General features: G+C 61.8%; 15 protein-coding genes. All 15 read left to right on the forward strand.

What is annotated here, in order from left to right:
* The first annotated feature begins 40 nt into the window (after positions 1–40).
* The gene (locus MPN23_RS13595) at positions 41–6,670 is read left to right on the forward strand and encodes a FecR domain-containing protein (RefSeq protein ID WP_279388672.1); all 6,630 of its coding nucleotides are present in this window, start codon (positions 41–43) and stop codon (positions 6,668–6,670) included.
* Between the two features lie 261 nt (positions 6,671–6,931).
* Positions 6,932–7,765, forward strand: a complete 834-nt coding sequence (locus tag MPN23_RS13600; protein ID WP_243544729.1) for a phage capsid protein — start codon at positions 6,932–6,934, stop codon at positions 7,763–7,765.
* 32 nt (positions 7,766–7,797) lie between these two features.
* The gene (locus tag MPN23_RS13605; protein WP_243544730.1) at positions 7,798–8,046 is read left to right on the forward strand and encodes a hypothetical protein; all 249 of its coding nucleotides are present in this window, start codon (positions 7,798–7,800) and stop codon (positions 8,044–8,046) included.
* Positions 8,047–8,182: 136 nt separating this feature from the next.
* Entirely contained in the window at positions 8,183–9,058 is an 876-nt protein-coding gene (locus MPN23_RS13610; RefSeq protein ID WP_243544731.1) for a carbohydrate kinase family protein, read from the forward strand.
* Positions 9,059–9,142: 84 nt separating this feature from the next.
* Positions 9,143–9,934, forward strand: coding sequence for a substrate-binding periplasmic protein (locus MPN23_RS13615; protein ID WP_243544732.1), 792 nt, complete (start codon positions 9,143–9,145; stop codon positions 9,932–9,934).
* Positions 9,935–10,007: 73 nt separating this feature from the next.
* Positions 10,008–10,553, forward strand: coding sequence for an epoxyqueuosine reductase QueH (locus MPN23_RS13620; protein ID WP_243544733.1), 546 nt, complete (start codon positions 10,008–10,010; stop codon positions 10,551–10,553).
* Between the two features lies 1 nt (position 10,554).
* Complete coding sequence (locus MPN23_RS13625; protein WP_243544734.1) at positions 10,555–10,935, forward strand: hypothetical protein; 381 nt, start codon at positions 10,555–10,557, stop codon at positions 10,933–10,935.
* Between the two features lie 3 nt (positions 10,936–10,938).
* Positions 10,939–12,174: a radical SAM family heme chaperone HemW gene (gene hemW / locus MPN23_RS13630; protein ID WP_243544735.1), complete on the forward strand. Its 1,236-nt coding sequence runs from the start codon at positions 10,939–10,941 to the stop codon at positions 12,172–12,174.
* 97 nt (positions 12,175–12,271) lie between these two features.
* The gene (locus tag MPN23_RS13635; protein ID WP_243544736.1) at positions 12,272–12,781 is read left to right on the forward strand and encodes a hypothetical protein; all 510 of its coding nucleotides are present in this window, start codon (positions 12,272–12,274) and stop codon (positions 12,779–12,781) included.
* Entirely contained in the window at positions 12,778–13,233 is a 456-nt protein-coding gene (rnhA, locus tag MPN23_RS13640) for a ribonuclease HI (RefSeq protein ID WP_243544737.1), read from the forward strand. Before MPN23_RS13635 ends, rnhA begins: the two co-directional genes overlap by 4 nt.
* A 94-nt stretch (positions 13,234–13,327) precedes the next feature.
* Positions 13,328–14,581 carry a GGDEF domain-containing response regulator gene (locus MPN23_RS13645; RefSeq protein WP_243544738.1) on the forward strand — a complete coding sequence of 418 codons (1,254 nt, stop codon included), beginning with the start codon at positions 13,328–13,330 and terminating at the stop codon, positions 14,579–14,581.
* Positions 14,582–14,656: 75 nt separating this feature from the next.
* Positions 14,657–14,863, forward strand: coding sequence for a SlyX family protein (locus MPN23_RS13650; RefSeq protein WP_243544739.1), 207 nt, complete (start codon positions 14,657–14,659; stop codon positions 14,861–14,863).
* A 51-nt stretch (positions 14,864–14,914) separates the two neighbouring features.
* On the forward strand, positions 14,915–15,424 hold the full coding sequence (locus MPN23_RS13655; protein WP_243544740.1) for a cupin domain-containing protein: 510 nt from the start codon (positions 14,915–14,917) through the stop codon (positions 15,422–15,424).
* A 253-nt stretch (positions 15,425–15,677) separates the two neighbouring features.
* A complete protein-coding gene (locus MPN23_RS13660; RefSeq protein ID WP_243544741.1) occupies positions 15,678–16,898 on the forward strand; it encodes an ABC transporter substrate-binding protein in 1,221 nt (406 codons plus the stop codon).
* A 2-nt stretch (positions 16,899–16,900) separates the two neighbouring features.
* Positions 16,901–18,901: an ATP-binding protein gene (locus MPN23_RS13665; RefSeq protein WP_243544742.1), complete on the forward strand. Its 2,001-nt coding sequence runs from the start codon at positions 16,901–16,903 to the stop codon at positions 18,899–18,901.
* Positions 18,902–18,906: the final 5 nt, after the last annotated feature.

Below are 18,906 nucleotides of genomic sequence, written 5' to 3' on the forward strand. Positions count from 1 at the left end.
GTGCTATATATTATAGCAAAATCCATTTCCAGAGGTGCCCATGCCCGAAGCCGATACCCAGATCGGAACCGTTACCATCGCCCACGGGGAAGCCCGTGCCGAAGGCGTTGACGGAGCCCGAGTACTGACTCAGGGAAGTCCCATTTACGTGGACGACGTGATTTCCACCGGAGCCAAATCCGCTGTGGAAATTTCGTTTCAGGACGGCGCATTGCTGTCTCAGGGACCGAATTCCAAGGTGCATCTCGACGAATACGTGTTCGACCCGGACCAGCAGGCCGGGGAAATGGTGGTCAAGATGGTGCAGGGCACGTTCCGGTCCGTCACGGGCCAGATCGTGGACCTGAACCCCGAAGGATTCAGCCTGGAATCGCCGCTGGCCACCATCGGCATTCGCGGCACCACCACGGCCCACGAGATCGGCCCACAGGAAGCCCACGTGGTCCTCGAATACGACGGCAAGCCGGTCATGGTGCAACCTGTGGCCGGTGGCCCTGTGCAGGTCATTACCCGTACCGGCGGCATGGTCATGGCCACGCCCATCGGCCTCGGCCCGGTCGTGCAGGCCTCGCCTCAGGATCTGGCCCGGTTCCAGCAGCTTTCCTCGCAGGCCTTGCAGCAGGGCGTTCCGGATTTCGAGGAAGATGAGCAGGATCAGCAGGAAGACGAGGGGCAGGAAGGCAAAGGTGAGGGAGAAGGCGAGGGCGAGGGCGGCGAAGAGGGCGAAGGCGAAGGTGACGAGGAAGGCGAGGGTGAGGGGGAAGGCGAAGAGGACGAGGAAGGCGAACAGCAAGGTGGACCCCTCGGTGAAGAAGAGGAGCTGGAGCAGCCCGGCCAGCAGGAGCTGGAACAGCCCGGGCAGCAGGAGCAGGAACAGCCCGGCCAGCCCGGACAGACGGGCCAGCTTCCGTCCGGAGTGCCCGTAATGAGTAATCCCTTGCAGATGCCCATGCCGTTCGATGTGACACAGACATTCTTTTCTCATCCGACTCCGCCTCTGCCGCCTGCTCCGGAGCCCCAGCCGCCGGTTCAGGACCCGCAGGCGCAGCCGCCCCAGCCGCCACCCGAACCTGAAGACGATGACGATGATGACGACCAGGGCACTGATCCCGGACAGCAGGAGCGGACCAGTCTGAATCTGAACGAGGTTTTCGAAGGGCCTTTGACCGTGAATCTGGAGGCTTCGCCTTCCTATTACGAAAAGACCGGGGATCAGGAAACGCGCGAGACCTTCGAGGATACGGTTTGGAAGGTCACGGGGCAGGAAAGTTACGAAAATACCATGACCGGGAACGCGTCAGCCAACGAGTTCATCGGCGGAACGCAGTCCGACGACCTGATGGGGCTTGGCGGCAACGATACGCTCAGGGCCGGGAACGGCGGTGACGATGTGGTGGACGGCGGGGAAGGCAATGATCTGCTTGATTTCGGCCAGTCTCTGACTTCCGCGGATTCGGTCAACGGCGGAACCGGAACCGACACCCTGCAATTCACGGACAATGGCTCGGCCTCCTCCGATCTCAACGGCGTGAGCAATGTGGAAACCGTGGTGCTGGGCGCGGCCGTGACCACGGTCGTCACGCTGGATTCCCTTGTGGCCTCGGGCCAGACCCTGACCGTGAATGGCGCATCCGCCACGTCCCTGAATTGGGACGGCTCTGCGGAGCTGGACGGTTCGTTCGACATCACGGGCAGTTCCGGACAGGACGATATCACGGGCGGCAAGCTCGCGGACACGCTGGACGGCGGCGCAAGTGACGACGTGCTGGACGGTGGAGAGGGCAACGATGAACTCTTCGGCGGCGCTGGCACGGACATCCTGTACGGCGGCGCTGGCAACGATACCATGGACGGCGGCACCGGCGACGACGAACTGCTTGGCGAAGCCGGCGATGATCTGCTCAAGGCCGGGGCCGGAACCGACGTGTACAATGGCGGCGCGGATGTGGATACCCTGGACTATTCCGGCATGACCAACGGATTTTCCGTGAATCTGCAGACCGGAGAGGCCACGGACGGCACTTCCCTGCATGAGCTCATCAGCATCGAATCCGTGATCGGCACGGACAAGGACGATGTCTTCTCCGGCGCGGACGATGCGGCGAACGGACTGTACGGCGGAAAGGGCGACGACATGTTCAGCATGTCGTCCTACCTGAACGATCAGGACACGCTGGACGGCGGGGCCGGAACCGATTCCCTGTCCTACGAGGACAACGGAACCGGGGACAACGAACTGGATCACGTCACCAACATCGAAGCCATCTATCTGGCGGATGCCGCAACCCATGTGACGACCGTGGATTCCCTTGTGGCCTCGGGGAAGACGCTGACCGTGAACGGCGCCATGCTGACCGAAGTCAACGGCCTGTCCTGGGATGGTTCCGCGGAGCTGGACGGCAAGTTTGCCGTGACTGGCGGCAGCGGCAAGGACCTGATCATCGGCGGTTCGGGCAACGACAGTCTGGATGGCGGGGCCGGGAACGATACCGTCTCCGGCGGCAGGGGCAACGATTCCATGACCGGCGGGGAAGGCACGGATACGGCCTGCTACGCTGCCGCGGACAACGGCGTGGTCGTGAATCTGGGAACGGGCATTGCCTCGGACGGCGCGGGTGGCACCGATACCCTGTCCGGGTTCGAAGCCGTTACCGGGTCCGGGCATGACGATTCCCTGATCGGCGACGGCAACACCAACTGGCTCGAAGGCGGCGCGGGCAACGACACGCTGAACGGCGGGACCAGCACGCACAACTGGGCCGTGTATCGCAACGCCGCATCCGGCGTGACTGCCGATCTGCATCTTGACGAGGCGCAGGACGGCGAGGGCGGTACCGATATCCTGATCAACATCGACCGGGTCGAAGGCTCGGCGCATCAGGACTATCTGACCGGCGATTCCGGGAACAACGATTTCGACGGCCGGGCCGGGGATGACCTGATCGACGGCGGCGATGGCAGCGACCGCGTCCGCTACACCCACGCCACGTCCGGCGTGGAAGTCAATCTGTCCGATGGATACGCCACGGATGGCGAGGGCGGCACCGATACCCTGACTTCCATTGAAAAGGCGGTCGGGTCCGGATTTGCGGACGTGTTCCACGGCGCTGCGGATCAGTGGAACGCGTTTGTGGGCATGGCTGGCAACGACACCATTGACGGCGGTTCCACGGACGGTTCCATCCAGAATCTCGCGGGCTACTACTACGACCCCACGGGCGTGCATGTGGACCTGACCGGCGCGGATTTCGGCGGCTCGTATCAGGCCGTGGACGGCTGGGGCGATCATGACGAACTGGTCAACATCGCGGCCGTGGACGGCTCGGATCATGACGATACCCTGAAGGGCGACGCCGAAGACAACCGTTTCGACGGCGGCGCGGGCGACGATTCCATCTGGGGCGGCGCGGGACGGGACACCCTGTCCTATTACGACGCGGAAACCGGCGTGAACGTGGACCTGTCCCAGAACACGGCCTCGGACGGGCAGGGCGGCACGGATGCCGTCTACCAGATGGAGGACGTGGAGGGCACGCAGTACGATGACAGCATCACCGGAGACAGCGGCAGCAACTATTTCGAGGGGCAGGGTGGCAACGACACGCTGGACGGCGGCGACAACGACATCGACAACCGCGAACTGGACGTGGCCAGCTACTGGAAGTCCGGGGCCGACGGCGTGAACGCCAATCTTCAGGCCGGAACCGTGGTGCACGGTTCGTACACGGATTCCATCTCCGACATCGAGGGCATTCAGGGCACCACGGGGAACGATACGTTTCTGGGCGATTCCGGCAAGGTGAACATCTTCATCGACCGGGGCGGCAGCGATCAGATCGACGGCGGCAGTGCGTATGACGATGTCTCGGACATCGGGTGGGACGTGGTCTCCTACCAGTTTTCCGAAACCGGCATAGTGGCGAACCTTGCTGACGGGTCCGGCACCGTGACCGTGGACGGGCAGACCGACACCCTGAGCAACATCGACGAGATCATCGGTTCGGATCATGACGACCAGTTCACGGGCGGGACAGGCGATCAGGAATTCATGCCCGGGTTGGGATACGACACCGTGGACGGCGGGGACGACTGGGATTCCGTGTCCTACTGGATGGTCGAGGGCGTGGACCTGACCGTGACCTGGAATCAGGATCACTGGGAAGTTTCGGGTACGGACATTCTGGACACCCTGACCAATGTCGAGCGCATCGAAGGTTCCGACGGCAACGACTCCATGGTCGGCAACAATGACGAATCCGACGACTTCAGCGGCTGGATCGGCAATGACACCATGGAAGGCGGCGGCGGCGACGATCATGTGGGATACGAGAGCTCCACGGCCGGCGTGAACGTGAATCTGGCGGGGGGAACGGCCGACGACGGCATGGGCGGCACGGACACCCTGATCTCCATCGAGGACGTGACCGGGTCCGATCATGACGACATCATCGTGGGCGATGCTTCGGACAATTTCATCGACGGAGGTCTGGGCAGCGACAATCTGGACGGGGGAAGCGGTTCCACCGGCGAGATGGACATTCTCGGCTTTCACAGCGCAAGGGCTGGCGTGAATGCGGACCTGACCCAGTCCACGGTGGACATGGGCAGCGACGGCGTGGACACGTTCAGCAATTTCGAGGGGCTGTCCGGCTCCATGTTCGACGACACCCTGACCGGCGACAGCGGAGACAACTCTCTGGAAGGCCGGGCAGGCGACGACACCCTGAACGGCGGAGCTGGCACCGACGCGGCCCTGTACGTGAACGCGGAATCCGGCGTGGTCGCGGATCTGGCGAGCGGCACGGCTTCGGATGGAGAGGGTGGCACCGACTCCTTGTCCAGCATCGAGGTCCTGATGGGGTCCGAGTTTGCCGACGATTTCCGGGGCGATGAAAACGACAATTTCCTTGCAGGCTTGGACGGGAACGACACGCTCAAGGGCCGGGCCGGAAATGATACCCTCATGGGCGGGGACGGCACGGACTTTGCCTCCTATGCCGATGCAACCTCGGGCATCGAGGCCGACCTGACTCTGGGATACGATCAGGTCTACAACGACGGTTACGGCACGAATTCGAAAGACAATCTGCAGGAGATGGAGGGCCTGATCGGTTCGAATCATGCGGACATGGTCATCACGAGCAACGCCTTCACTTCCATCAATACCGGCGGAGACAACGACTACATAACCTTTGGTGACACGCTTGTGGGAGCCATGAGTCTGGATGGCGGCAGCGGCACCGAGGATGCACTGGATGCGGGCATGGATGGCAGTGTGGATGCCCGCGCCATGACCAGCCTGACCGGAATCGAAAAACTGTATATCGGTGAGGGTGCCTACGTGTGGTTCACGGATACGATCATGGATGGCCAGACTCTGGAGATCAATGGCGCCATATCCGCTTCCTCGGAAACCCTGAAGATCGATTTTGACGCGGCTGGCGGCAGCATGGACCTGTCCGGCCTGACGTTTCTGGACTGGACTTCCGGCGTGGACAAGGTGGAAATCTTCGGCGGTGGCGGGGACGATTCCCTTGTCGGTTCAAGCTGGTGCGAGCTCATTTCCGAGACCGGCGGCAATGACACCCTGTTCGGCGCGGCTGGCAACGACACCTTTGACATGGGCACAAGTCTGACCTTGGACGACCGGATAGACGGTGGGGATGGATACGATTACGTGCATGTGGAAGGCTCCAACGCGGTGACCGACCTGAATGGGGTGACCTACGTGGAAAAGATCGAACTCGGGGATGTTGCCACTTCGTTCGTGCTTGCGGATTCCATTGTGGCTGACGGGGAAACCTTGCGGCTGTACGCGGTTGGCACCACTCAGGCCATGACTCTGGACGGTCAGGAAAACGACGGCAATTACATCATGGATGCCGGAAGCGGAATAAGCACATTCAAGGGCGGGGCCGGGAACGATACGTTCAATTTCGGGGAGGAGCTGGACAATTCGGACACGGTGAACGGTCGGGATGGCACGGATGTGCTGACCTTTATCTATACGACATCCTCGAACTCCAGCCTGCTGGATGGCGTGACCAATGTGGAGATGATCACCATCGCCCCTGACATGGAGAACATGACCTCCGTGGACATCACCACGCAGGATTCACTTGTGGCCGATGGGGAGACCCTGGTTGTGGATGCCAGTGGCCTTGTTTCGGATACGTCGTTCTCTTGGGACGGTTCCTTGGAAAACGACGGGCATTTCGCCATCACCGGCGGTGAAGGCAGCGACGAAATCATTGGCGGTGCAGGCAATGATTCGCTCATGGGAGCAGCTGACAATGATATCCTGACCGGCAACGCTGGCAACGACAAGCTGTTCGGCGGGGAAGGACAGGACAACATCTCCACGGGCACGGGCAGTGACCGGGTCTACTATTCCGCGACCACCGAGGGTGGCGATACGGTCACGGATTTCAGCCATGCCAACGACAGCTTCGAGTTTTCGAGTTCGGTTTTCGGCTATACCAACGCCACTTGGGATTCCTCACACTTCTTCACATATTCCCAGGACATAACAGGAACAAATTGTTTTATCTGGGAAGCGGGCACCTTGTCTTTCGATGCGGACGGTCTGGGCGGAGAAGCTGCCGTGACCATTGCCTCGGTGACCATGGAAGACGGCGATCTGGATTACACGGACATCACGTTTGCATAACCCTGATTGAAACGGCAGGGCCGCCGCGTCTCATGGCGCGGCGGCCCTTTTTTTTTGCGCATGGCCTTTTCGACCGCCTTCCTGTCAAGTGTCTTTTCCTGCCCGGTTTCGTGTTCGGATTTCCCTGTTTCGTCCGGGCCGGATTCCCCGGGGTATGGTGCGGAACACGGCCCCGGACCGCAGGCGGCCCATGCGGCACCCGCGCTGCGGAATGACCCGGGACACCCGCACCTCATCAACATGAAACAGGAGAAGACAGACATGTCCACGAGCATTGATCAGGCATTCGTGGTCCAGTACGCCAGCGAGGTGCACTCGGCCTATCAGCAGAAAGGGTCCAGAATGCGCAACACCGTGCGGTTGCAGCAGGGTGTTGTGGGGTCCAAGTGCGTGTTTCAGAAGACCGGCAAGGGCGCGGCCGGGAAAAAGACGCGCCACGGCAATGTCCCGCTCATGAATCTCGGCCATGCCACGGTGGCGTGCACCCTGTCCGACTGGTACGCGGCCGAGTACATCGACAGGCTCGACGAGCTCAAGAACAATCAGGATGAAAAGCAGGTCGCCATCGATGCCGGGGCCTGGGCACTGGGTCGCAAAGTGGATGAGATGCTCATTGCCAAGCTGGACGGCTCGGCCAACATCCTGCCCGAGGCCGACACCGGGCTGACCAGGGACAAGGTGCTCAAGGCGTTCGGTACCCTGAACGCCAACGATGTGCCTGATGACGGCCACCGTTTTGCCGTGGTCGGGCCGCACCAGTGGAACGAGCTGCTCAACATTCGGGAGTTCAAGTCCAGCGACTACGCGGGTGAACAGTATCCGTGGCTCAAGGGCACGGAATCGCGTCAGTGGCTGGGCATCACGTGGATGTTCCACACCGGCCTGCCTCTGGATGAATCCGGGGCGCGCAAGTGCTTCGTGTACCATCGCCATGCCGTGGGGCTGGCAGAGGGGCAGGAAGTCAAGGCGTTCGTGGACTGGGTACCGGAAAAGGCCGCGCATCTCGTGGACCACATGCTGTCCGCCGGCGCCTGTCTCATCGACCCGGAAGGCGCGGTCGCCATCCTGTGCGACGACGACGCGGTCATTGCCTAGCCGAATCATCAATCCGGAAAGGAGAAACCATCATGGCTTACGCATCCGAAGACATGCGGCTCATGGGCGGGGTGCCCGGGCAGCAGCTCTTTCTGTATCGTACCGAAGACCCGCTGGAAACCGTGGCAACGGATGACTACTTTGCCCCGGCACGGGAGGACTACAACCTTGGCACCGGGGATTTCATCGTTGCCACCATGGGGCCGGGCATGGCGTCCGTCGCGCGTCTGTTCGTGACCCGTGACAATGAAGGCGTGCTGGCCACCGTGAGCGCGGAATAACTTCCGGCTTTTCGCCGCATGGACACGTCGGGGAGGGGAAATCGGTTTCTCTCCCCGTTTTTCGTGCGGGATCGAAGCGCGAACGTGCGTTGAGCATTGCGCGGTTTTCGCGTACAAGGTCGCCTCTGGAGGAAAGATGAAACGATTCACTGCCGCAGGCATTGGCGAAATATTGTGGGACGTGTTGCCCGATACCCGGAAGCTGGGCGGTGCGCCCGCCAACTTCGCATATCACTTCGGTGCGCTGGGCGGCCTTGGCGTGCCCATGTCCCGCGTTGGCGACGACGCCCTTGGCCGCGAGGCTCTGGCTCTCCTGTCCGGCGTGGGACTGGATGTGTCGCACGTGTCCGTGGACCCGGAGCGCCCCACCGGCTGGGTGGACGTGAGCATCAATCGCGACGGCGTGGCCTCCTATGTCTTTCCGGATGATGTGGCCTGGGACTATCTGGACTTCAGCCGCGACCTGAAGTTCGCGGCTTCCTGTGACGCCGTGTGTTTCGGTACTCTGGCCCAGCGTTCCTCGAAGTCCAGAACCGCTATTCGCGATTTTCTGGCCGCGTCCGGTTCCGCGCTCAAGGTGCTGGATGCCAATCTGCGTCAGAATTTCCATTCCGCGGACCTGATCCGCGAGTCCCTGTCCGTTGCCGACGTGCTCAAGGTCAGCGACGAGGAGCTTCCGGCCATTGCCGCCATGTTTTCCATGAGCGGTGACGAACGCACCGTGATGCGGCGGCTCATGGAACGCCATGATCTCAAGCTGGTCGTGCTGACCCGCGGGGCGTGGGGCAGTCTGGTCCTGTCTCGGGATGCGGAATCCGATCTGCCCGGAGCTCGGGTGCGCGTGGGCGATACCATCGGCTCGGGCGATGCGTTCACTGCGGCCATGACCCTCGGCATGCTGGTCGGGCTGCCGCTGGACGAGATGCACGCCAAAGCAGCGCAGGTCGCGGCCTATGTCTGCACCCAGCATGGAGCCATGCCGCCCATGCCGAAATCCCTGTCCATCCTGTAGTCTGCGGTTCGGCCCTGCGCCGAGCCGTCCCTGCCTTCGGGATTCTCATTGCCTGCAATGCGGCGAACCTGCTAGATTGCGGGCATGATCAGAATTTTCCTGTCCGCATGGCTGCTGGTCCTTTGTCTGGCCCTGTGTCCTGCCCGGGGGCTAGCCGGGGAAGCGTACTGTCAGCCTCCGCTTCGGGTCGGTCTGGACGAGTGGCCGCCGTATGAATACTTCGGGCAGTCCGGCAAGGCCCGGGGACTGGCCTACGAGGTCACTGTCGCGGTTCTCGGGCGCATGGGAGCCAAGGTTCAGCAGGCGGACAGACTGCCGTGGTCCCGGGGCCTTTCCATGCTCGGATACGGCGATATTGACGTGCTGGTCAGCGGAGTCAGGCTCAAGGAGCGGGAAAACCTGTTTCTGTATCCGGACGAACCTGTGGCCGAGGCCCGCTGGAAGATGTTCTGCCTTTTCGCCAACAGGGAAAATCTCGAATTCAGCGCCCCGGAAGAACTTGCGGGCAGTACCGTGGGCACGGTTCGGGGGTATGCGTATCCCGACGAGTTCATGCTTCGGCTGCACAACTCGGCTGCCGTGGATGTGGTCAATTCCGACGAAACCAATTTCCGCAAGCTGGTGAACCGTCGTGTGGACTATGTGCTCAGCGACCGGCTGAACGGGCTGTGGCTGGTGCACAGGCTCGAGCTTCAGGGCCGGATCGTCGAGGTCGGCCCGGACATCGGCGTGCGCGATCTGTATCCGCTGTTCAGTCGCAAGACCGTGAGCAAGGCGTTCGTGACCTGCTTTTCCGAGGAATTGCGCCGGTTCAAGGACACGGACGAATACAGGGCGCTGGTCGATCGCTACGCGGACGGGGTCCCGACTCCCTGATCCCCAAAAGGCTTTACAAGCATTGCGATTCCGCTCAAACTGGTACCGCCCGGCGTTTCGGGCGGAGTTTGCCATGGATAAAAGGGTTCTGCTGCATATCTGTTGCGGCCCGTGCGCCATCACCACTGTTCAGACGCTTCAGGACGAGGGGTACGAGGTCACGGGGCTGTTCTACAATCCCAACATTCATCCGCTTCAGGAATACCTGAAGCGGCGCGACGGATGTCTGGAAGTGGCCGAGCGCCTCGGCTTCAAGGTCATCGTGAAGGACGACGAATACCGTCCTCAGGACTGGGTGCGCGACATTGCCTTCCGGGAGAACAACCGCTGTTTCCACTGCTATTCAAGGCGTATGGAACGCACTTCGCAGATAGCGCGGCGCGGAGCCTTTTCCTTTTTCACCACCACGCTCCTGTATTCCAAATTCCAGAAGCATGACGAGATCGCCAGTCTTGGGCGCGATCTGGAAACCCCGAAATCCCGGTTCCTGTACCGGGATTTTCGCGAGGGCTGGAAGAGCGGCATCGAACAGTCCCGGGAGTGGGGCATCTATCGTCAGCAGTACTGCGGATGCCTGTTCAGCGAATACGAGCGGTATCACAAGGAACTCGGGGCATAACATGGTTCAGATCAAGTCCAGTCGCCTGTCCGTCCTGTTCAGGCGCGAGGTGGTTATTGTCGCGTTCGTGGCCGTGTCCGTGATCAACGGAATCATCACTGTTTCGCAGTTCGGCATGGATCAGGCCGGGCTGGCCAGTGCGCTGGCCGTGCTCGTGTATGCCGTGCTGGCCTTTTTCACGTGGAAACGCCAGCGGCTCGCCACGTGGGGGCTGGTCATCCTCATGCTGCTGAACAGCGTGAGTTCGGTGATGGGCGCACTGCGCAACATTCTGGCCGACTCGTCGGTTGAGCCGTTCACCAACATGCTGATCCTGATCACGGGATCGTATTTTGCGTACGGCGCGCTGCAACTCTTTCAGGATCGGGATTCCGGGAAATAGCGGGTGGGCAGAATCTACGGCGAATCCGTGGCGACCACGCCAGCCTTTCCCCAGGCGGCGCGGCCCGACAAGTCCGGCCCGGTGCGCAAAAGCGTTCCCCGGGGCCTGCTTCTGTACATTCACGTGCCGTTCTGCCGCAGCCGCTGCCATTACTGCACCTTTCATTCCCAGGCCTTCAAGCCGACCACATTCGCGTGGTATCACAAGCTGCTGCTCGACGAGATCGCGCTCTGGGGCAAGCGCCTGAAAAGGCCGCTGCTCCGCACCGTGTATTTCGGGGGCGGCACGCCCAGCCTGATCCCGCCGCATCAGCTCGACCGGATCATGAAGGCGCTGCGTTCCGCGTTCTCCTTTCAGGACGGCATGGAAATCACGCTGGAGGCCAATCCTGATTCCGCCGCGGACATCAGCTATTTCCGGGCCTTGCAGAGCATGGGGATAAATCGGCTGTCCATGGGCGTGCAGAGCCTCGTGGACGCGGAACTTGCCGCTCTCGGCCGTCCGCATTCCGCAGGCATGGCCATGCAGGCGTTCCAGCTTGCCCGGCAGGCCGGGTTCAACAACATCGGGCTGGACCTGATCTGGGGACTCCCCGGCCAGAAGCTCGCTGGCTGGCTGGCCCAGCTCAAGCAGATAACCGAGCTGCGGCCCGAGCACATTTCCGCCTACAACCTGACCATCGAGCCGGAAACCGTGTTCGGCAGGATGTGCGATTCCGGCGAACTGGTCCTGCCTTCCGAGACCGAGCAGGGCCGCATGTTCATCTACGGCGCGGAATATCTGGAGTCGTGCGGATACCTGCACTACGAGGTGTCCAACTTTGCGCGCATGGGCTTCATGTCCGTGCATAATTCCGGCTACTGGGACGGCTCCGACTATCTCGGGCTCGGTCCTTCGGCCGTGTCCACCATCGGCGGCCGCCGGTTTTCCAATCCCCGCTACATGGACGAGTACGACGCCTATGTGCGCGGCGGACTGGTGGGCATGGAATACGAGAATCTGTCCCTCACGGATCGGCTTCGGGAGACCGTGATGCTCAGTCTGCGCACCACCCGGGGGCTGGACCTCAAGGCGTTCCGCGAAATGGCCGGATACGATCTGGTCAAGCGCAGGGAAGCTCTGGTCAGTGCCCTGCATCGGGAAAATCTTGTCCGCATCAGTCACGGCAGGCTGCGTCTCACCAAGAGCGGCATGCTGGTGTCCAACGTGATCATCAAGCGTCTGGTCTTCGAGGACTGATCCCTTTCGGTCCCGGACAGCCATGTCTTGCGCCGTGCTTGCGCGAAATCCCGGGCAAATGTACGATTCCGGGATACGGCTGACCAAAGGGAGCGCCATGCGAATCAACATACCCAGGGTTCACGGGGAAACGCCCAAGGAAAAAATCGTGCGCAGCCTGCTGCTGCTGCTCGTTTTCGCTGCCGTGGTGTGGGCGTTCACGGAAAACAACAAGCGGGTGATCCAGCGGCTGAACCGGGACAGCGCCGTGATGGACCAGACCGGCATGATGACGGACGAGGACAAGGATTTCGTCCGTTCCTTCATCAGGACGGTCAGGGACGAATTCGGCATCGTGGCCCGGGTTCAGGTCTTTGCCGGGCCTGTGGAGTCGCCCGAGGTGGATGCAAAGACCCTGTACATCGGGCTTTCCCCGGCGGAAGGACAGGCCGTGGTGGTGTTTCCGCCGCTGGTGCGCCGGGCCGTTGGCGAGGCATTCGTCGAATCTCTGACAACAGAACATTTTCTGCCGTCCTTTGACCGGGACGACTGGATACGGGAGCTGCAAATAGTGCTGACATTGATTTTCACGCAACTGACCGACATCGAGGGCGGTGAAGCCCAGTGACCAGGGTGACCATCTACACGGACGGTTCCTGTCTGGGCAATCCCGGACCGGGCGGCTATGGCGCGGTGCTCGTCTACGGCGACAATCGCAAGGAGCTTTCGCAGGGCTACCGGAACACCACGAACAATCGCATGGAACTCCTTGCCGTGATCACGGCGCTGGATTCCCTGACCCGTTCCTGTTCCGTGGATCTGTACACGGATTCCAAGTACGTGCAGCAGGCCATCACCAAGGACTGGCTCGGCAACTGGCAGAAGAACGGCTGGAAGACCTCGGCGAAGAAGCCGGTCAAGAATCAGGACCTCTGGCAGCGGCTTCTGCCGCTTATCAAAAAGCACGACGTGTCCTTCCGCTGGGTCAAGGGGCATGCCGGACACCCGGAAAACGAACGGTGCGACGATCTTGCCCGCACTGCCGCCTCCGGGAGCTATCTGCTCGACGATCAGCAGTAGCGGGGCCTTGCTGGCGGGCGAAACGGTTGCAATCGGCAGCACAGGGAGTATCCTGCGGGAAAACATGGTGGATATCCCCGAAAAGGAACCTGTGATGAATGAATCGCGTACCATTCTGCTTGTGGAGGACAGCCGGTTTTTCGGTACCATGGTCAAGCGCCGGATCGAGCAGGAGCTTGATCTGGGTGTGGTCTGGCTGGAAAATCATGCCGAGACGCGCAAGGTCCTTGATGGCGGGGAGCACGAATTCATGGGTGCGCTTCTGGACCTGACACTGCCGGACGCACCCAATGGCGAGGTCGTGCAGACCGTGCTGGAACATGGCATTCCGGTGATCATCTTCACCGGCGGGTTCAGCGGCGAGTGGCGCGACCGTTTCCTCTCATGGAACATCGTGGACTACATCCTCAAGGATTCCCCGGCCTGCGTGGATACCCTGATATCCACTCTGAGGCGGCTGCGCAGGAATCGCAAGGTCACCATTCTGGTCGTGGACGATTCCCAGTCCACGGGAGATGCCGTTGCCGGGCTGTTGCAGACCCACATGTACCGCACCCTGCGGGCGGACGACGGGCGCGAGGCGCTGGAAGTCGTGGCCGAACATCCCGAGATCCGGATGGTCATCACCGACTACGAGATGCCGAACATGAACGGATTCGAGCTGGTGCGCGCCCTGCGCGAGCAGCGCGACAAGGACGATCTCGCCATCATCGGCATGTCCGCTGCCGACGATCCGCTTCTGTCCGCCAGATTCATCAAGAGCGGGGCCAGCGATTTTCTGGCCAAGCCGTTTCAGGTGGAGGAATTCCATTGTCGCGTGGACCACAACGTCGACCTCGTGGAACAGATCGCCCTGATTCGCGATCTGTCCAACCGCGACCATCTGACCCGGCTGTTCAACCGCCGCTACCTTTTCGACAATGCGGACCGGTTCTTCAGGTCCGTGGAAGCCGCTGGCCAGTCCGTGTGCGTGTCCATGATCGACATCGACCATTTCAAGTCGGTGAACGACACCTATGGCCATGATGCCGGGGACGTGGTGCTCAGGCAGGTGGCCGAGCTGCTGACCGTGGCGTTTGCGCCCGGAGACATGGTCTGCCGGTTCGGGGGCGAGGAATTCTGCGTGCTGTCGGCCCATGGTTCGGCCCGAGAGGCCCCGGCCCGGCTGGAGAGCCTGCGTCGCAGCGTGGAGCGCGCCGTCATCCCGGCCGGGGACGATTCCATCCGGGTCACGGCCAGCATCGGCTGCTGCACCGAGCCGGACGAACTGGACAACATGATCAAGGTCGCGGACCAGCGGCTGTATCAGGCCAAGGAAACCGGACGCAACAAGGTGGTGAGCGGCTGATCCGGCACGCAACGCGCTGCTGGCGTCCGGTCCGGTTGAATGGTAGACCCCTCCCTCATCCCAAGGAGGCAGGACATGGAAGAACGCGTGGAACGTCTGGAAGCGCTGGTTGCGCTTCAGGATCGGAGTCTGGAAAAGCTGAACGAGGTGCTGTCCGACCAGCAGCTCGAAATCAGTGAACTCAAGCGGCAGGTCAAGCTGCTGGCGGGCAAGGTGCGCGAACTGCGCATGTCTGCCGACGAGCAGATTCAGGATGTGCCGCCCCCGCATTACAATGGCTGACCCCGCAGGATCGGCAACTTGACGGATTCAGCATAACCCACGGAATGAATTATGACACTTTCGGCTCGTGAAGTTATCGATCTCCTCGGCCTTCAACCGCATCCCGAAGAGGGCGGCTTTTTCAGGGAAACCTACAGGGCCGGGGAATCCGTCCCCCTTGCCGGGCTGCCGGACCGCTATCCCGGGGAGCGCAATCACTGCACGGCCATCTACTACCTGCTCACGCCTGAAACCTGCTCGCACATGCACCGGTTGCGCACGGACGAAATCTTTCACTTCTACGTGGGCGATCCCTGCGAAATGCTTCAGCTCCATCCGGACGGCTCGGGCGAGGTGGTGATTCTGGGCCACGACATCCGGCAGGGCCAGCGGCCGCAGGTCGTGGTGCCGCGCGGATCGTGGCAGGGCATGCGCCTGCTGCCCGGCGGCGCGTTCGGCCTCATGGGCTGCACCGTGGCCCCGGGTTTCGATTTCGCGGATTACGAACACGGCGATCGGACTTTGCTTGCCGCCGATCATCCCGCGTTCGAGGACCGCATCATTCGCCTGACTGCGCCCTAGCCCAAGGTCCTGAGCACGTCCTGCGCATGGCCTTGCGTGTTCCCGCCAGCCCTGAGATTCCCTTGCACCTCGTGTTCCGCCGTTTTTGATCGCGCGGCGTTTTCTTCTTTGTTCGACGGACTGCCGGCCCTTGGTCGGGCTGGGGCTGGACCGTGGGCAAATCCCGGCTTCTTGCCTTTTACAGGCTTCCCTATTACACGAAAATGAAAAATGCCCGCAGGGCGTATATTCAATTTTTCGGGGGCCGTGTTCCATGTTGCGTGTGTTGCGCCATCTATTTCTGTTCGTCGTCGTGAGCCTGCTTTTCGCTTGCGAGCCCGGCGACAAGGCCAAGGAGAGGGCGGACAGGGTTCCCGGGGTCTCGGCCACGGAGATTCGGCTGGGATCGTCCCTGGCCATCACGGGGCATGCCGGATATCTGGGCACCCAGACCCTGCGCGGGGCCATGGCCTGCATCCGCAGCGTCAACGAAAGCGGCGGGGTGCACGGCAGAAGACTCACGGTGCTGGCCGAGGACGATTTCTACGATCCCCCGCAATGTCTGGCCAACACCCAGCGTTTCATCATTGAAAACGACGTGTTCGCCCTGTTCTGCTACGTGGGCACACCCACCACGGTGAAAATCCTGCCCCTGCTCGAAGAGGCGAAAATCCCTCTGGTTGGCGTGTTCACCGGCGCCAATGCCCTGCGCGAGCCCTTCAATCCCTACATCATCAACATCCGTGCGTCGTATTATCAGGAGACGCAGGCCGCGGTGCGCCATCTGGTCAAGGACCTGGGCCTGCGCCGCATCGCCGTGTTCTACCAGTTCGACGCCTACGGGTTCGACGGGCTCGTGGGCACGGAACTGGCGCTCAAGGAATTTCGCATGGAGCCGGTGGGACGCGGTTCCTACGTGCGCGGCACCCGCAACGTGACCGACGGGCTGGAGCGCATCATTCGTTCCCGGGCCGAGGCCGTGGTCATGGTCGGCACCTACGGTGCGTGCGCCCAGTTCATCCGTTCGGCGGAGGACCGGGGCTTCAACCCGATCTTTTACAACGTTTCCTTTGTGGGCGCCGAGGAACTGGCCCGGCGGCTCGGGCCGGAATACCATGCCCGGGTGATCATGTCCCAGGTCGTGCCTCCGCCGCCCGAGGACGGCAGGGGCGGGCCGGGCGATGCCGCCGCGGAATACGTGCGGCTGCTCGGAAAATACTATCCCGAGGACCCCCCGAGTTTCGTGGGGCTGGAAGGCTTTCTGAACGCCAGGATTCTGGTGGAGGGGCTGCGCAAGGCCGGGCCCGACCTGACCCGTCCCGGATTCATCCGTGCCATTCGTTCCATCCGCAAGTACTCCCTTGGCCGCGACATGGTCATCACTTTCGGTCCCGAGGACCATCAGGGTTCGGACGCGGTACATTTCACCGTGCTGGAGCATGGCAGGTTCGTGCCTTTCGAGGACTGGAGCGTGCTTGAGCAGGGAGGGCGCTGACCATGTCCCGCATGCACGGCATCAAGGACAGGTTTCATCGCATCGCCCTGCGCAACAAGCTCATGGCCTCCATGCTGCTGGCCGTGATGTTCATCAGCGTGGCCATTGCGTTCGTGGCGCGCGGCATTCTGGTCACGTCCCTGACCAGCGAGCTGGAAATGCGCGGCAGCGCCATAGCCCATTCCGTGGCCGAACGCGGCGGCAGCTACATTCTGGACCACAAGATGCCCCAGCTTCTGGCACTGATATTCGACGAGGCCCGGCTGCAGCAGCGCAAGCATCTGGTGTCCTACATTTTCGTGGAGGACCAGAACAGCCGGGTGCTGGCCCACACCATGACCCGGCGGCTGCCGTCCATTCTGCTGGCGCACAAGATTCCGGCGGGCAGCAACAAGAGCGTGAAGAAGCTGTCCGTGGAGGGCGAACCCGTTCTGGATATCGCCGTGGCCATCAACGAGGGGCTGTACCGCGTGGGCGTGGTGCACGTGGGGCTGAACCAGAAGCACATCGACAGTCTGGTGGGCAAGCTCAGAACCGCGTTTCTCGGGTTCATTTCCCTTGTGATCATCATCACCGCGTTCCTGAGCAGTTGGGTGACCAGCAACATCACCCAGCCCGTGGCCGACCTGACCCGGATCGCGGATCAGATCAGCCGGGGAAATTTCGACATTCCGTCCACTCTGGGGTCGCAGGACGACTGGGACACGTCCCAGTGCCCGGCCTATCACGACACGGACCTGCCGTGCTGGCATCTGGACCAGTCCCTGGGCAGGGAGGGGAATCCCCGCCCCCTGCACCGGACCTGCGCCAAGTGCATGTTCTACCGCAAGCGCGAGGGCGACGAGGTGGTCCAGCTCACGGACGCGTTCCGCAACATGGTCTGGTCCATCAAGCTGTACCGTCACCGGCTGCGCGAGTCCGAGGAAAAATACCGCTCCCTGTTCGACAGCGGTCCGGACCCCATCTTCGTGGTCGGGTGCGAGGGCGGACGCATCAAGGACGCCAATCCCCGGGCCGTGGAGCTGTACGGCTATTCCCGTCGCGAGCTGGTGGGCATGCCGTTCGTGTCCCTCGGCCCCGAGCACAATACCCAGTGTCTGGAATACTTTCATGACGGCGAGGGGCACGGGTGCGTGTATTATCCCAAGCTCATGCACTACAAGAAGGGCGGCAAGCCGTTTTTCGTGAACATGCACGCCTGCCCGATCTCCTATCGGGGGCATCACGCCATCATCATTGCCGTGGCCGACATCACCGAAGTCATTGAAAAGGATGCGCAGGTGATTCAGGCAGGCAAGATGAAGTCGCTTGGCGAGATGAGTGCGGGCATAGCCCACGAGATCAACCAGCCCCTGAATGCCATCAAGATGGGCAGCGAATTCCTGTGCATGATGTCGGAGCAGGGGGTGGCCGTACCCAAGGCCGAATATGAGGAAGTGGTCCGGGAGATCAGCGTGCAGGTGGATCGTGCTTCCGAGATCATCAACACCTTGCGGGCATTCGGCAGGAAATCCGACCTGATCGCGGAAAAGGCGGACCTGAACCGGGCCGTGCGCGCTGCCCTGTCCATTCTCAAGAGGCAGTTCGAGCTGGACGACATCCGCTTCGGGCTGGAGTTCACGGAGCCGTTGGCCTCGGTCGTGGCGCACGAGAATCGGTTGCAGCAGGTCTTCTTCAATCTGGTGACCAATGCCCGGGACGCCATCGACGATGTGAGCCGCCCGGGGCAGGAGGGGGCGGAACGGACCATCTTCATCCGTACGGGGCAGGAGCACGGGCATGTGTTTGCCGAGGTTGCGGATTCCGGCGGCGGGATTTCCGAAGAGGCGAGGAGCAGGATTTTCGAACCCTTTTACACCACCAAGGAAACCGGTCAGGGCATGGGCCTTGGCCTTGCCATCACCTATGGAATCGTCAAGGATTATGGTGGGACGATAGATATCGGCGACCGAAAAGGCGGCGGCGCGGTGTTCCGCGTCGAGTTCCCCGCCGCAGACAAGTGAGGACA

Source organism: Pseudodesulfovibrio tunisiensis, assembly GCF_022809775.1.
In the GTDB taxonomy this organism is placed as follows: Bacteria; Desulfobacterota; Desulfovibrionia; order Desulfovibrionales; family Desulfovibrionaceae; genus Pseudodesulfovibrio; species Pseudodesulfovibrio tunisiensis.